At 42.1% G+C, this 15,597-nt stretch carries 19 protein-coding genes; all 19 read left to right on the plus strand.

The window, feature by feature from the left end:
- The first annotated feature begins 2 nt into the window (after positions 1 to 2).
- The 19 genes from KCX82_RS06670 (at position 3) to KCX82_RS06760 (ending at position 15,501) form a co-directional block, all read left to right on the plus strand.
- Positions 3 to 1,019 carry a flagellar motor switch protein FliM gene (locus KCX82_RS06670; RefSeq protein ID WP_227017670.1) on the plus strand — a complete coding sequence of 339 codons (1,017 nt, stop codon included), beginning with the start codon at positions 3 to 5 and terminating at the stop codon, positions 1,017 to 1,019.
- Complete coding sequence (fliY, locus tag KCX82_RS06675) at positions 1,016 to 2,275, plus strand: flagellar motor switch phosphatase FliY (RefSeq protein ID WP_227017671.1); 1,260 nt, start codon at positions 1,016 to 1,018, stop codon at positions 2,273 to 2,275. Before KCX82_RS06670 ends, fliY begins: the two co-directional genes overlap by 4 nt.
- A 48-nt stretch (positions 2,276 to 2,323) precedes the next feature.
- Entirely contained in the window at positions 2,324 to 2,683 is a 360-nt protein-coding gene (locus KCX82_RS06680) for a response regulator (RefSeq protein ID WP_227017672.1), read from the plus strand.
- An 18-nt stretch (positions 2,684 to 2,701) separates the two neighbouring features.
- On the plus strand, positions 2,702 to 3,043 hold the full coding sequence (locus KCX82_RS06685; RefSeq protein WP_227017673.1) for a FliO/MopB family protein: 342 nt from the start codon (positions 2,702 to 2,704) through the stop codon (positions 3,041 to 3,043).
- Positions 3,044 to 3,046: 3 nt separating this feature from the next.
- A complete protein-coding gene (fliP, locus tag KCX82_RS06690; RefSeq protein ID WP_227017674.1) occupies positions 3,047 to 3,700 on the plus strand; it encodes a flagellar type III secretion system pore protein FliP in 654 nt (217 codons plus the stop codon).
- 17 nt (positions 3,701 to 3,717) lie between these two features.
- Positions 3,718 to 3,984, plus strand: coding sequence for a flagellar biosynthesis protein FliQ (gene fliQ, locus KCX82_RS06695; RefSeq protein ID WP_227017675.1), 267 nt, complete (start codon positions 3,718 to 3,720; stop codon positions 3,982 to 3,984).
- Positions 3,985 to 4,029: 45 nt separating this feature from the next.
- Positions 4,030 to 4,797 (plus strand): flagellar biosynthetic protein FliR, encoded by a 768-nt coding sequence (locus KCX82_RS06700; RefSeq protein ID WP_227017676.1) that lies wholly within the window; start codon positions 4,030 to 4,032, stop codon positions 4,795 to 4,797.
- Positions 4,798 to 4,812: 15 nt separating this feature from the next.
- Positions 4,813 to 5,883, plus strand: coding sequence for a flagellar biosynthesis protein FlhB (flhB, locus tag KCX82_RS06705; protein WP_227017677.1), 1,071 nt, complete (start codon positions 4,813 to 4,815; stop codon positions 5,881 to 5,883).
- The gene (gene flhA, locus KCX82_RS06710; RefSeq protein WP_227017678.1) at positions 5,880 to 7,940 is read left to right on the plus strand and encodes a flagellar biosynthesis protein FlhA; all 2,061 of its coding nucleotides are present in this window, start codon (positions 5,880 to 5,882) and stop codon (positions 7,938 to 7,940) included. Before flhB ends, flhA begins: the two co-directional genes overlap by 4 nt.
- A 54-nt stretch (positions 7,941 to 7,994) precedes the next feature.
- Entirely contained in the window at positions 7,995 to 8,762 is a 768-nt protein-coding gene (locus KCX82_RS06715; protein WP_227017679.1) for a sigma-70 family RNA polymerase sigma factor, read from the plus strand.
- A 21-nt stretch (positions 8,763 to 8,783) separates the two neighbouring features.
- Positions 8,784 to 9,542, plus strand: coding sequence for a flagellar hook-basal body protein (locus KCX82_RS06720; protein WP_227017680.1), 759 nt, complete (start codon positions 8,784 to 8,786; stop codon positions 9,540 to 9,542).
- Between the two features lie 20 nt (positions 9,543 to 9,562).
- The gene (locus KCX82_RS06725; RefSeq protein WP_227017681.1) at positions 9,563 to 10,264 is read left to right on the plus strand and encodes a flagellar hook-basal body protein; all 702 of its coding nucleotides are present in this window, start codon (positions 9,563 to 9,565) and stop codon (positions 10,262 to 10,264) included.
- A 60-nt stretch (positions 10,265 to 10,324) separates the two neighbouring features.
- Positions 10,325 to 11,734 carry a DUF342 domain-containing protein gene (locus KCX82_RS06730; RefSeq protein WP_227017682.1) on the plus strand — a complete coding sequence of 470 codons (1,410 nt, stop codon included), beginning with the start codon at positions 10,325 to 10,327 and terminating at the stop codon, positions 11,732 to 11,734.
- Between the two features lie 43 nt (positions 11,735 to 11,777).
- The gene (locus KCX82_RS06735; protein ID WP_227017683.1) at positions 11,778 to 12,425 is read left to right on the plus strand and encodes a PilZ domain-containing protein; all 648 of its coding nucleotides are present in this window, start codon (positions 11,778 to 11,780) and stop codon (positions 12,423 to 12,425) included.
- A 32-nt stretch (positions 12,426 to 12,457) separates the two neighbouring features.
- Positions 12,458 to 13,246, plus strand: coding sequence for a ParA family protein (locus KCX82_RS06740; RefSeq protein ID WP_227017684.1), 789 nt, complete (start codon positions 12,458 to 12,460; stop codon positions 13,244 to 13,246).
- Positions 13,227 to 13,775, plus strand: a complete 549-nt coding sequence (locus KCX82_RS06745) for a late competence development ComFB family protein (RefSeq protein ID WP_227017685.1) — start codon at positions 13,227 to 13,229, stop codon at positions 13,773 to 13,775. The genes KCX82_RS06740 and KCX82_RS06745 overlap by 20 nt, the downstream gene beginning before the upstream one ends.
- Before the next feature lie 15 nt (positions 13,776 to 13,790).
- Entirely contained in the window at positions 13,791 to 14,411 is a 621-nt protein-coding gene (locus KCX82_RS06750; RefSeq protein WP_227017686.1) for a chemotaxis protein CheC, read from the plus strand.
- Positions 14,408 to 14,896: a chemotaxis protein CheD gene (locus tag KCX82_RS06755; protein ID WP_227017687.1), complete on the plus strand. Its 489-nt coding sequence runs from the start codon at positions 14,408 to 14,410 to the stop codon at positions 14,894 to 14,896. Before KCX82_RS06750 ends, KCX82_RS06755 begins: the two co-directional genes overlap by 4 nt.
- A gap of 110 nt (positions 14,897 to 15,006) precedes the next feature.
- Positions 15,007 to 15,501 carry a chemotaxis protein CheW gene (locus KCX82_RS06760; protein ID WP_227017688.1) on the plus strand — a complete coding sequence of 165 codons (495 nt, stop codon included), beginning with the start codon at positions 15,007 to 15,009 and terminating at the stop codon, positions 15,499 to 15,501.
- Positions 15,502 to 15,597: the final 96 nt, after the last annotated feature.

Genomic DNA, 15,597 nt, shown 5'->3' on the forward strand with positions numbered 1-15,597 from the left:
CTATGACGGAAATTCTTTCACAAAGTCAGATTGACAGCCTCTTAAGTAGTTTGACAAGCGGTATGAAGGAAATGGAGGAGCCGGAGCAAGGAGCTGCTGGTAAAAAGGTTAAGGATTATGATTTCAGAAGTCCTAAATTATTTACCAGGGAACAATTAAAATTATTGTTCAGCATTTATGAAAATTATGCTAGAATTTTGTCATCACATATCACCGGCATCCTGCAAACCTATACCCTTGTGGAAATTCTTGAGGTGGAAGAGCAGCACTATTATGAATTTAATAATGCGTTACCTGATTCTGTGCTCATCGGTGTCATAGACTTCGCAGTCAAAGATGGCGATGATGAAGAAGACATGGTGATTATGGATATTTCCAAGGATGTGGGATTCTGCAGCATTGACAGGCTCCTTGGAGGATCCGGGAAACCATTGGAATTGGATCGTGAGTACACAGAAATTGAGCTTGGAATTCTTGAGTATTTGATCAAAGGCATGGTCAATTTAATGAAAAATGTCTGGTTCGATTATCTTGAAATTCAGCCGAGATTGATGAAGCTGGAAACCAATTCCAGAATCCTGCAGGGTATCAGCGCAGATGAGAATGTGGTCATCGTGGTCATGAATATTTTAGTCAATGATACCCAGGGCAAAATCAATATCTGTATTCCGGCTGTTACTTTAGACAGGCTCTTCAAAAAGAAGGATGCCCAATCCAAAAGAAATGCAAGGAAGGGTGATCAGCTTACAGAGGCGCAAAGACGAGCAGATATCATGAATCAAATCAACAAGACAGACCTGGAAATTATCGGAGTCCTTGGGACCATTGAGGTGCTGTCACAAGAGCTTATTGATTTAGAGGTAGGGGATATCATCAAGCTGAATAAACCTCAAGATGCATTGGTGGATTTGGCTGTTGGAACTACCACATGGTACAGAGGTGAGATGGGATCTTTTAATAAAAAGAGGGCCATTGCGATAAAAGAATCTTTAAGGAGAGGAAGTGACCCTGTCAGATGACAATGAATGATCAGTACAAACTAACGGAGATGGAGGCCGACGTAATCGGTGAGGTAATGAATATCAGCATGGGAGCTGCTGCTACAGCAATGTCTACCATACTGGATAAAAAGGTCAATATCACTACCCCGCGAATTGAGACGATAGGCATTGAAGAATTCGAATTTTCTTATTTGGAACCGGTAATCGGCGTTCTGATTAAATATGTAGAGGGCTTTGACGGTACGAATATGCTCCTTTTGAGAGAGGAGGATATGAAAAAGATACTGAGTCACTTGCTTTCAATGGATCCCGAGGAAATCGTGGAGTTGGATGAGATCAGTATCAGTGCTATCTGTGAAATCATGAACCAGATGATGGGTTCTGCAGCCAGCGCTCTGGCCTCCTTCCTGGGACAGGTTGTGAACATTTCTCCTCCGGAAGTGATGGATACAACAAAGCCTGAGAGTGTACGTCAGCTGTTTTCCCTGAAGGGAGATTCCCTGGTCAGCATCAAATTCAACCTGAGCATTGACGGCCTTGTGGAAAGCGAGTTCATCAGTGCTATGGATCCGCAGCTGGCAAAGGAAATGGTAAAGCTTTCCATGGGCGCTAATGATGTGGATCCATCGGAAAGTACCGGATCGGCAGAGGTTTCTCCTCAGGCAGCAGCCGCCTCGGCACAACCGGAGATACCGCCAGCCCAGACAGCCCCCGTACAGCAAATGCCCGATTATGCAGCCATGCAGACACCGCCTGTTCAGCAGATGCCCGATTATGCAGCTATGCAGACACCGCCCGTACAGCAGATGCCTGATTATGCAGCTATGCAGCCTCCGGGCTACGTACAGGGCTACCCGCAGGGTTATCCGCCGATGCAGCCGCAGCCGCAGGGATATCCTTATCAACAGATGGGAGCAGTACCCTCCTATGTTGAAAAACCGGTTCAGCAGGCAGTACATACCACACCCTATAGCTTTAAGCCTCTGGGCGGCGAAAAGGCTAGCGATATGAATCTCAGTGAGAATAATCTGGATCTTATCATGTCGGTACCTATACAGATTACGGTGGAACTCGGAAGGACTAGAAAGAAGATTAAGGACATCGCGGAGCTTACCCTGGGAAATATCGTAGAGCTTGACAGACAGGCAGGAGATCAGGTGGATGTTGTGGCCAACGGCAGACTTATTGCAAGAGGCGATGTCGTGGTAGTCGATGACAACTATAGTGTAAGGATTACGGAGATCGTAAAACCAAAAGACAACTCCGAACTATAATCAATAACAGCTAACAGATTATTTTAATAACAAGAGAGGGAAAAAACAATGTCAAAAATTTTAATTGTTGATGATGCGGCTTTTATGAGAATGATGGTTAAGGACAATTTAAAAAAAGCAGGGTACACAGACTTTTTAGAAGCAGGTGACGGAGAGGATGCCATAGCGAAATATACGGAGCACAAACCTGATTTGGTGCTGCTGGATATCACTATGCCTATCAAAGACGGTATTCAGGCATTGCAGGCAATCAAACAGATCAATCCACAGTCAAAGGTTATCATGTGTTCTGCTATGGGCCAGGAAGGCATGGTAGTGGAAGCGATTAAACTGGGAGCACTGGATTTTATCGTAAAACCATTTAAACCGGAACGATTGATTCAAACAGTAAAGAACGTACTGGGTTAACAGTCAGGAGGAACAAGATTGAATATTGGGGAAATTATTTCGATGTTTCTTACTCTTGCAGGAACTGTTTGCATCATTCTTCTCACCTATTATGCCAGTAAATGGTATGCAAGAAAGATAGGACCCCTGGCAGGCGGAAGGCATATCAAGGTTGTGGACAGACTGGGTGTAAGCAAGACTGGTTCAATCCTGATTATTGACGTGGAAGGCACCCAGTATATGGTTGGAGTGAGTGATGGAAACATACAGATTATGAAAGAACTGGAAGAGAACCTTCCTTTCCCCATGGAAAAGGAAACAGCTAAGGATAACCTGAAAAGCTTGCTCGGCATGTACAAAAAATGGAGAGGTGTTGACTAGACTATGGAATTTATCGTAAATGGTGGCGGCTCTGACGTAGTAAAAATATTGATCATTTTGACACTCATCAGTGTAGCACCGTTTATGTTGCTCATGATGACCTGCTTTACCAGAATAATCATCGTTTTTTCATTTTTACGGAATGCGTTGGGACTGCAGCAGACACCGCCGAACCAGATACTGATCGGATTGGCTTTGTTTATTTCATTTTTTATTATGCAGCCGGTTCTGAGCGAGATCAACGAAACTGCACTGAAGCCTTACAATGACGGACAAATAGAATCACAGGAGTTTCTGGATCGCGCATCGGTTCCATTAAAGGAATTCATGCTGAAACAAACTACGGCCGATGAGGTTGATTTATTTATCAACTTATCTGCAGACGAAGAGATGCAATATCTGACACCTGCTGAATTGCCGTTACATATTGTAGTTCCGGCCTTTATCACCAGTGAGCTGAAGAGAGCGTTTTTAATTGGATTTTTACTTTTTATACCGTTTTTAATTATTGATATGATCGTTGCCAGTACTCTGATGTCAATGGGAATGATCATGCTGCCGCCGGTAATGATATCCCTGCCGTTTAAGATCATGCTGTTTGTTGTAGTAGACGGCTGGGGACTCCTGATCAAAACCTTGGTAATGACTTATAACTGAAGAAAGGAGTACTTCCCATGGATACATTACAGTTGTCTGAAATATTCAGAGATGCGATTCTTACCGGTTTCAAAGTAGCAGGACCGATATTGCTGGTAAGTATTTTGGTAGGCCTCTTTATTTCTATTATACAGGCGGCGACTTCGATTAATGAACAGACCATGACGTTTGTTCCCAAACTTATCGTCATTGGGCTGGTATTAATCATTTTTGGCGGATGGATGCTGCAGCAGCTGGTAGATTTCGTCAACCGTATCTTTGAGTTTATTGCAGTTACTTTTTAACAGGTACAAGGTAATTCTATAACTTGGAAGACGTAGGTGACAGGTTTGAATTTTGATTTAAACAGCTATTATATTTTTCTGTTTGTAAGCTGCAGAATGGCAGGAGTTGTATTTCTGAACCCTATTTTTGGAAGAAGGAATATTCCTGCAATGGTGAAGGTGGGACTCTCTCTTGGCATCGCATTAAACGCGGCCTATACGCTTTCAGGAATCTATGTGATGGACTATTCCACCTTAACCATATTGATTTCCATGATGAAAGAATTTGCAGTGGGTTTCGCAATGGGTTTCGTGATACAGATGTTTCTTTCCGTTTTTCATCTCGGAGGAGAACTGATTGACCTGCAGATGGGTATCAGTATGGCACTTATGTATGACCCAACCAGCAACTCGCAGATTTCTATCAGCGGAAATCTCATAACCATTATGTATACCTTACTGTTTTTTATCACAAACAGTCACGCAGCATTGCTGGCTGTGGCCATAAAGTCATACAATGTAATTCCTGTGGGGTTTGAAACCATCAGCAGTAAAATCGGCCCCTATTTTATAGAACTCTTTGGGTATATTCTGGTTTATGCCGTACAACTGGCTCTGCCTATTGTAGTAACAGAAATTGTAGTGGAAGTAGCTGTCGGGATCTTAATGCGGGTAGTACCCAATATCAACGTATTCGTGGTAAATCTGCAATTGAAGCTGATGGTTGGGATGATTGTCCTTGTCACGATCATTCCGTTGCTTGTAAAATACCTGAGCAAAATGAATACCATCATGCTGGAACGGCTTCAGGAGGTATTGCAGTATTTTATGTAAGGGGGGATTACAGCTATGGCAGAAACCAATAAGACAGAAAAAGCCACCCCGAAAAAGCGACGGGATGAGAGAAAAAAGGGAAACACTTTTCAAAGCAAGGATGTTGTCAGCATCGCCGTCATCATCATCGGCTTTGTCCTCATCAGCAAGCTTGGACTTTTCATTACCACGCAGATAAAGAACCTGTACATCAACCAGCTGCAGCATATGCAAGGATTGCAGGACCTTACCATAGCAGCCTGCATGCAGATTTTCAGAGAAGCCATCGTTGTATTTTTTATAACCACCATTCCCCTGGCTGTGGTCCTGACATTTACGGGAGTCATTATGGCAGGGGCGCAAACCGGTTTTCTGGTATCCGGAGATCTGTTGAAATTTAAATACAGCAGAATCAGCTTTATTGAAGGGGCCAAACGATTGCTTTCCCTTCGGTCCGTCGTCCAGCTGGTGAAGTCGCTGATCAAGGTATTTGTGATCATGTGGCTGATTTACTCCAGCATTAAGGATCTTCTGGTAGTGACACCGGATATCTTAAATACTAGTCTGGACAGCAATATTTCTTTCATGATGGACAGAGTCCTGTCGCTGGTTTATAAGATCTGCTTGATCTTTGTTGGCGTGGCAATTCTGGACTTTGCTTATCAGAAATATGATTATGAAAAGAAACTTAGAATGACCAAGCAAGAGGTCAAGGATGAGTATAAGCAGACAGAAGGAGATCCGTTCATCAAGGGAAAAATAAAAGAGAAACAGCGTAAGATGAGTATGAACAGGATGATCCAGCAGGTGCCTTCGGCTGATGTTATTATAAGAAATCCTACCCATTTTGCGATTGCATTAAAGTATGATATAGAAAAAGACCCCGCGCCCATCGTTTTGGCCAAGGGGCAGGATCTTATGGCAAAGCGGATCATTGAGGTCGCTGAAAAGAATAAGATCCTGATTACAGAAAATAAACCTCTTGCAAGGGGGTTATATGAAATAGTTGAGGTGAATGGCTATATCCCCGGAGAGTTTTATCAGGCTGTGGCTGAAGTCATGGCATGGGTTTATAGCAATAAGGATAAAGGGAAAAAGAAAGTATGAGAATTTTGAAAAATGTAGTGGTGATCTTTGTCATCTTAATTGTGGCTTTAATAATTATTCCGCTGCCGCCATTTTTTCTGGACTTTATGTTTATTATGAGCATTGCCATCTCTTTGATTATTCTGCTGACGACAATGTTCATAGCAGGGCCGCTGGACTTTTCTATTTTTCCGTCACTGCTGCTCATTACGACGCTGCTCAGGCTGGCTCTGAATATTTCCTCTACGAGACTGATCCTCTCAAAGGGAGGACATGCAGGCCAGGTGATTGAAACCTTTGGAAACTTTGTACTGGGCGGAAATGCCATCGTTGGATTTATTGTTTTTATTATTATTGTTATTGTACAATTTATCGTTATTACCAAAGGTGCTGAAAGAATTGCCGAAGTATCTGCAAGATTTACGCTGGACGCTATGCCGGGGAAACAGATGGCCATTGATGCCGATTTAAGCTCAGGGATCATCAATGAACAGGAAGCGCGAGAACGAAGAAAAGTGATTCAAAGAGAAGCTGAATTTTACGGAGCAATGGATGGAGCTACCAAGCTGGTAAAAGGAGATGCTATCGCATCCATTATCATCGCAATGGTAAATCTCATCGCCGGAACCATCATCGGTATGATTCAGGGCGGCATGGTTTTTACACAAGTACTCAGTGTTTATTCCATTGCCACCGTAGGTGACGGACTGGTGAGTCAGATTCCGGCCCTGATGATTTCAACCGCTACCGGTATGATTGTTACAAGGGCGGCCTCAGAAGGCAATCTCAATGAGGATGTTAAGAGGCAATTTTTATCTCAGCCCAATGTACTGCTGATTTCCGGCATTGTGGTTTTAACCATGTGCTTTATCCCCGGTGCGCCTGTTATCCAGATCTCAATTCTGGGCTTTGTCCTGATCGCTTTGGGAATCAGCCTGATTCGTTCTGCTAAAGTGAAGAAGGAAAAGGCCGAACTGGAGGAAATGAGCGAGCTGATCAGTGAAGAAAGCAATGAAGTCAATTTCTATAGAAATATAGATAATGTGTATAACCTGCTCGGGGTGGAGCCCATTGAAATGGAATTCGGTTACTCTCTTCTGTCCCTTGTGGATGAAGGCAGCGGCGGCAGCTTTATTGACCGTATCGTCATCTTCAGAAAACAATTCGCTTTGGAAATGGGAGTTGTGGTACCGACAGTAAGGCTTCGGGACAACGGCCTGATCAATCCCAATCAGTATCTGGTTAAGATCAAAGGCGAAGAAGTGGCCAGGGGAGAGGTTCTGGTAGATTACTATCTGGCATTGGATCCCGGAAACAGCACCGGCCCTATTGAAGGAATTGATACCATTGAACCTGCCTACGGGATTCCCGGCAAATGGATCACAGAGAGTGAAAGGGAAATGGCCGAAGTCTATGGTTATACGGTAATCGATGCACTATCCGTTATCGTTACCCATATGTCCGAGGTAATCAAAGGTCACATACACGAGCTCGTCAGCAGGCAGGATATCAATATTCTGCTTCAGAATGTATCCAAGGGCAACCAGGCTATTGTGGATGATGTCATTCCGGCTATTACCAGTATCTCGGATCTTCAGAAAATCCTGATGAATCTTTTGAAGGAAGGGGTTCCCATCCGGGATATGGAGAGCATACTGGAAACTCTGGGAGATCAGGGAATAGCCATCAAGGATACGGATATGCTGACCGAATATGTAAGACAGAAGCTGAAGAGAACCATCACAAGAAAATATACGGATGGAAGCAGCATAAAGGTAATCTCCCTGGATCAGGGGATAGAGAATGCCATTTTAAGCTCAGCGAAAAAAAGTGAACACGGGACTTATCTGGCCATCGAACCTCAGATGGTTCAGAAAATCGTAGAAAGTGTTACGGAGCAAATTGAAAAGGTTAAGGAATTACTCCATCAGCCGGTAATCCTGACCTCACCTATTGTAAGGATATATTTTAAAAGGCTCATTGACCAGTTCCTGCCAAATCTGACGGTATTGTCCTTCAATGAGATCGATTCCAATATTCAAATTCAAGCAATTGGTATTATTCAAATCAAGGATTAGAACTGGCATGGAGAAGGTAACAGCTTTCTGCGGATGGGAAGGATGGTGAGCTAAGTGACTTCGGCCGTAAACTTCGAAGAAGAAAAATATATACAGCAATGGAAAGTTTATAAGAAAACAGGAAGTATTGAAGCGAGAAATGAAATTGTACTGCAATATACCGGCCTGGTACGGAAAATTGTATTGAGATTTAAAGGAAGCTACAGCAACTTTGGTCAGTTGGACGACATGGTTAATCAGGGAATGATCGCACTGATTGACGCGGTAGAAAAGTTCAATCCGGAGTTGGGCAATAAATTTGAAACCTTCGCTTCTTTAAAAATAAAAGGCGCCATTATTGACTTTATGAGGAAACAGGATTGGGTGCCAAGGAACCAGAGAAATCTGGCAAAAGAGCTGGATGAAGTTTATGGAAAACTGTATGCGAAAACCGGCTGTGAACCGTCTAAAACGGAGATGGCGGAAGCAATGGGGATTTCCGTTACCCATCTGGAACGGATTCTCCAGCAGCGGCACAATTCCATCGTTCTCTCTTATGAAGAGGCCATTAACGAAAAAATGATGAATGCATCGCCTCTGATTTTTAACCAAAGGGACAAGGATACTCCTGAATCGGAGATTTTATATGAAGAGCTGAAGTCAAAACTGATGGAAGCCATCGATTTGCTCAATGAAAAGGAACGATTGGTGATATCGCTTTACTATTATGAGAATTTAAAATTAAAAGAGATCGCTACCATTTTAGGGATAACGGAATCAAGAGTATCCCAGATCCATTCCGCATCCATTATTAAGATAAAGCACAGATTGAACCATTATTAATACCATAAGGGAGGTACATTTATGGATAGAGGATTTTATTCTGCAGCTGCAGGAGTGCTAAGTCAGCAGAAGTCGTTTACTACGATCTCCAACAATATTGCCAATGCAGGAACTACCGGCTATAAAAGTCAGGCAACCGTGGAATCTAGCTTTGGAGAACATCTGGTTACCAGAATGAAAGCCTCCGGCGGTGCTCCGAACATCGGCCCCGGTTCTTTTATGACGGTCAATAGTTCGGAATATACGGATTATTCACAGGGAAATCTGGAATCTACCGGCAGATCAGTGGATCTTGCCATCCTGGGAGCCGGTTTCTTCCTTATCGAAAGCGATACCTACGGAGAGGTAGCCACCAGAAACGGGCAGTTCGAGATCAATGATGAAGGATATTTGGTACTGCCTGGCGTAGGTAAAGTTCTGAATGAGGGCGGGAGCCCTATTGAATTGGAAAGCGATAAATTTACCGTCACTTCTGAAGGAGTGATTCTGGATGAAGAGGGCGATGAAATCGATACGCTGTACATTGCTACAGAACGGGAAGGCACAAAATTAACCCACGTCGGAAACGGGGTTTACCAGAGCGATAACGGATTCCAGCAGGCAGAGCCTGAAGAATATAAGATCCTGCAGGGAACCATAGAAAAATCCAATATCAATATGGCACAGGAAATGAGCAAAATTATTGCAGGGCAGAACCAGTACCAATCCTGTACCCAGATTTTAAAAATATTTGACAGCATTAATCAGATGTGTGTCAATCAAATAGGAAAAATAGGGTAAGCAAAAGGAGGGAATGTAATATGATCAGGGGATTTTATGCTGCAGCTTCCGGGTTGATCAGCCAACAGACAAACTTGAATACAATTGCCAATAATGTGGCAAATATCAGCACTACCGGTTTCAAGCCCCAGCAGGCATCTTTTTTATCATTGCTGTATGCAAATCTTAATGGGGGAGACGGAAATACCATAAGCAGCGGACACGGCGTGAAAGTGGAAAAAACAGGGATTGACTTTACTCAGGGAAACTTGATCAAAACCGACAGAGAGATGGATATGGCCATCCTGGGAGACGGTTTTTTCGCCATTGAAAACAGAGAGGACGGAACCGTCACGTACACCAGAGATGGTACGTTTCAAATCGGTATGGAAGATGATGATCCTTATCTGGTGAATGCTTCCGGAAATTATGTGCTGGATCGTGACGGAGACAGAATTGAACTGGAAGACGGCTTTGATCCCGCTGAAGTAGGTGTCTTTGTATTTGAGAATAAATACGGATTGCTGCTTGTCGGCGGAAACCAATTTGCTGTGACAGAATCTTCTGGTGAAGCGGAGGAAATGGAAGAGCCTAATGTAAAGACAGGGTACCTGGAAGGCTCAAGAGTGCAGATCGCACAGGAAATGGTAAAAATGATAGAAGCATCAAAGGGTTTCTCCTTTAATTCAAGAATCGTTCAGGCTACAGATGAAATGGAGAAGATGACGAATCAGCTGAGGTAGTCAGCTAACACGAAATTAGAAAAACATAGCTCATAAAGTATATGTAGATAGGAGGACGAGATGAGTCAGAATGAAACTCCGGACATCATGAATTTATGTAAAGTAGAAGTTCTAATAAGTGAAGATTGTATGATCGGATATGTAAAATTGACAAAAGGTGATGAGGGCGCAGACCCGATCACAAAAGAGCAGATTCTTGAAGCTTTACATTCCGGTGGTATCGTCTACGGCATCAAAGAAAGTTCTGTAGAAAAATTAGCGATGAGGCCAATCTATAATATTAAAATAGAAGTGGCCAGGGGGCTCTATCCCGAACACGGCGAAGATGGAGTCGTTACTTTCTATATAAAAAGGGATTCAGAATATCAGCCGGATTACGATATGGATGGTATCGTCGTGGATTACAAGAATCTGGATTATTTTCAGCTTGTAAAAAAAGATCAGCTCCTTTGTGAAATTAAAAAAGAAACGGAAGGGGTGGAAGGCGTCAATATTTTTGGCGCAGCGGTACCGGCAAAACGAGGGAAAACCCCTCCATCCCCTGTCGGAAAAAATACAATTTTGACAGAAAATGAAACAAAGCTTGTCGCAACCTGCGACGGTGTGGTAAGATTTCTTAGAGATACAATTGATATCAATGATATGTTAAAAATTACCACAAACGTTGATCAGCAGACGGGAAATATTCATTTTACCGGGGATGTTACCGTGGATGGTGACGTTTGTGACGGCTTCTCCGTTAAGTCCGGCGGCAATCTCATCGTAAAAGGTGTGGTGGAGGATGCCATCATAGAAGCAGACGGCAATGTTTTGATCTCAAAGGGGATTAACGGCGGCGGCAAAAGCAACATTGTGATTCATGGAGATCTGCGCTGCAAATACATAGAAAATGCGATTATTCACGTTGATGGAAGCATCTCGGCAGATTATATCATAGACAGCAAAATTACCTGCATGGGAGATATTACTTTGTCAGGAAGCAATGAATTGGTGGTAGGAGGAGAGATCAAGCTCCTCGGAGAGCTCAAGGCAAAGGATATCGGATCCGAAAAGGAACGAATCACAAAAATCGAAGTCCTGGGCGTTAAGATGCTTGATGAAGAAGCGATTAAAGCATTAGAGAAAGAGCGGGATGAAAGCAATGAAAAAGCGCAGGCTTTAATTGAAAATGCTTCCAAGATTAATCAATTGATCAAAATGGGCGGGAACAGTGAACTGATCGATCAATTGACATTGATCAGAAGACAGATTTTAGCTTTAAAAGAGCAAATTGACCACAAAACCTTCCAGATAGAAAAACTGCAAGATGAATGGAACATGGAATACCACGGCCAGATTACCTGTAAGCGAAAATTGTATCAGGGTGTAAAAATTTTATTCGGTGAGACCAGATTCCGGTTTGATTTAGATAATCTGGATCACTGCAGGATCTATTGGCATGAAGGTGAGATCATACAGGGTGTTTTATAGGATTTATCAGGACAGAAGGCACAGATGAGAAGAGGTGATGCGGTTGGCAAATATATCTCAAAATTTTAAAAAAATAGATGTTTTCTACGAAGAGCAGGGGATTCAAATATCGTCTGCTGCTGTTAGTTCCATGGATAACCGAATCACCTTGATGGGAGATCAGTTTCAGTTGATTGCCCATCAGACACTGGTGGATGTAATCGGCTATCTCGAAGACGGTATTGTTTTAATGACCGGAAAAGTTACACTTTCAACAGCATCCCAGCTGAATCTCGATGTTGAAAGCATAGATGAAAAGCAGGAAAGAAGAAAATATCTAAAAGTGAAGACAAATTTTAAAACAAGATTGATTAAAGCTCACGCGTTAGGGAAAAGAAATAAAAGCATTCTGGTGAATGAGAATGTTGAAATCAGAGATCTAAGCCTTGGAGGAGCTTGCATTTACTCCAATAAAACTTTTTTTAAAAAGCAAAGACTTTATCTTGATTTTAGTCATTTAAAACCTGGTTTTATAGCAGAAGCCATCGTGCTCCGAAGGGAAAAAGAAAGCTATAAAATTGGTTTCCGATATAGATATGGCTGCCAGTTTCAAAACTTAGGCAATGAAGAACAGCGTATCCTATGTGAGTATGTGTTTAAAATTCAAATCCAAAATCACAAAAGGCTGAAAGAAAATCTGGAAGATGAATAATCATAACAAATTAGAAATGGAGGGAAAAACAGATGTCAAAAACTGTTGTTATCACAAATCAAAAAGGCGGTGTTGGAAAAACTTCTACGGCCAGTGCTATTATCAGCGGCTTGGCGGAAAAGGGGTATAAGACTTTAGCCATCGACCTGGATCCTCAAGGAAACCTTGGGTTTTGTCTGGGTGCCGAGATCGATAACAGCCCGACAGTTTATGAATTGATGAAAGGTACCGTAAGTATCGATAAAATTATTCAGAACAACCATGGCATTGATATCATTCCCTCAAATATACTGCTAAGCGGTGCGGAACTGGAATTCTCTCAAATCGGCAGAGAGTATCTCTTGAAGAAAGGAATCGCACCTATTGTGGATCAGTATGATTACATCATTATTGACACGCCGCCGGCATTAAATATATTAACGGTCAACGCTTATACGGCAACAGATAATTTGATTATACCGATGGTACCCGAAATATTAAGCCTGTTAGGGATCTCACAGCTCAGTGAGACCATCGCCCTTGTAAAAAATATTTATAATCCCAAAATTGAAGTACTTGGAATTCTTTTAAATAAATATGATAAACGACGCCTATTGACCAAGGATGTGGAAGAAATGGCGGAAATTATTGCAAAAGAACTGAATACCAAGGTATTTGAAACAAAAATCAGATCTTCTGTAGCAGTTGCCGAAGCACCTGCACATGGAGAAAGCATTTATCAATATGCCCCAAGAGCCACTTCTACCAAGGACTACAGGAATTTTGTGGAGGAGCTGATTTCTGAGAAGGGAATGAAATTGGATGGCAAGGAAAAGCAATAAGACAGAGCAGGTTTTAAAGCTTCTTACCACAGAGGAAGATTCTGAAGACTGCCTCCTGGAAGAGGAGCCGTCAAAAAAGCAGGAACCGGTAAAAAAATCCAACGATATCATACCCGAGAAAAAGAAAGCCCCGGAGACTGAGGTGAAGTTGAAAACTGAGGCCAAGCCTGAAATCAGGAGAGACGAAACTGGGAACTCCGGAGTTCAGGCTGAAGCTTCTGCTTCAGACCCTCAGGAAATGAATAGCCGTTTTACAGACGAGAGCTGCGGACGACTGGTAAATTTGGCAGAACTTCTGACTACCGAGATGGTAAATGAGGTAATGGTTCGTCTGAGAGTCTGTACTTGTCCTTTATGTGTGAACGATGTCCTTGCATTGGCATTAAATTCATTGCCTACGAAGTACGTTACAACCGATGAGGGGAAACAGTATTTTCAGCTTGATATTTATAAGAAGCAATATGAGACGGACATTATGGCCGCATTAACAAAAGCCTGTGTTCGCGTAAAGGCTTCCCCAAGACATTAAGGAAGAGGTAATAATATGTTAAAGAATTACGATGAATTAAATGATATACATATCGACGTATTGCGGGAAATTGGTAATATCGGGGCCGGAAATGCAGCTTCTGCCCTTGCTACGATTCTGGATGAAAGAGTGGATATCAGCCTTCCCAGAGTCAGGATCACGGATTTTGATACCGCCATCAATGCTTTGGGCGGTGCAGAAACCATGACGGTAGGGGTGCTTGTTAATTTTTCAGGCGAAGCCAATGGAATGATCATGTTTCTTCTGAATATGGAGGATGCGAAAAATATCATGGACATCCTGGTGGGAGATACGGAGGATGACGACAACCTGCTTAGTGAACTGAAGCTTTCAGCAATCAAAGAGATCGGCAATATTTTAGGCTCATCCTACATCAATTCGATCTCTACACTGACAGGACTTGTCATCAATATATCCATTCCTTATATCGCAATTGATATGGCGGGAGCCCTCATGAGCGTACCGATCATCGAATTCGGATCGGTAGGCGATAAAGTCATGTTCATTGAGGAAAGCTTCTCTGCTGAAGAAAATCACTTAAAAAGTAATATTATTATGTTCGCGGAAATAGAAACCTTAAAAATAATTATGGAAAGATTAGGACTTGATATATGAGCGAATTGCTGGTAGTTGGTATCTCAGATTATAAATTCTCCAGAAATCCGAATGTTTTGGTAACGTATGCTTTAGGCTCCTGTATTGGTATTTGCTTATATGATAAACAAATGAAAATCGGCGGACTATCCCATATCATGCTCCCCGAGAGCAGCATGTTTTCAAAAAATGAAATCAATAGAATGAAATTTGCAGACACAGCAATTGTGGATTTGATTCAGGAAATGAGACGATACGGCGCCAATGTCAGTAAGCTTACTGCTAAAATCGCAGGCGGCGCCCAGATGTTCGAGGTACAGCAGGGAAGTGCTATTGGAACCATTGGGGACAGAAATATAAAAAGTGTAAAATCGGTGCTGCAAAGCTTAAGAATTCCTTTACTTGCTGAAGATACAGGTTTAAATTACGGACGAACCGTATACTTCGATTTGGAAACAGGTATTATGAAAGTGCAGTCTTTGAGCAGAAATGTAAAAGAGTTTTAAGAGACATTTCTCATAAGACTCTTGTAAAGTTTTTGACTTCCATGCCGATATATAGGAGAGTACTTATAATTTGTAACAGGTTGACCTTATAATTGAAAGGAGATAGCAGAATGGCTGATATTTATGATGAAAACAGAACCTTGGAAGAAGATACCCAGCACGGCAGGTTTCTTACTTTTACTTTGGAAGATGAGGTTTACGGCATTGAAATAAAATATGTTACCGAAATTATTGGGATTCAGTCCATCACAAAGGTGCCTGAAGTTCCCCATTACGTAAAAGGAATCATAAATTTAAGGGGGAAAATTATTCCGGTTATTGATGTAAGATTAAAATTCGGAAAAGAACCTATGGAATATGACGACAGAACCTGTATTGTTGTAATCGATATCAATGAGGTTTCCGTAGGCTTGATCGTAGATAATGTAGATGAAGTATTGACCATTGACGATCAGGATATTGCAGCCCCTCCGGCAAGCAAAACAGGTTTCGAAAATCGGTACATAAAGGGAATCGGAAAAGCGGGAGAAAAGGTTCAGCTTCTTCTTGACTGTGAAAAATTGCTGCAGAGCGACGAAATGGAAATGATCGAAAGTCTTCAGTAAAAAGCTTTCTTTATGAATAAAAAAATACCCTCAAATGTAATTAGATCCAAACTGCGGTTTGGTAGTAGGAAGATTGGGTATCATATGATAAAATAA

Source organism: Sinanaerobacter chloroacetimidivorans (genome assembly GCF_018128545.1).
GTDB lineage: Bacteria > Bacillota > Clostridia > Peptostreptococcales > Anaerovoracaceae > Sinanaerobacter > Sinanaerobacter chloroacetimidivorans.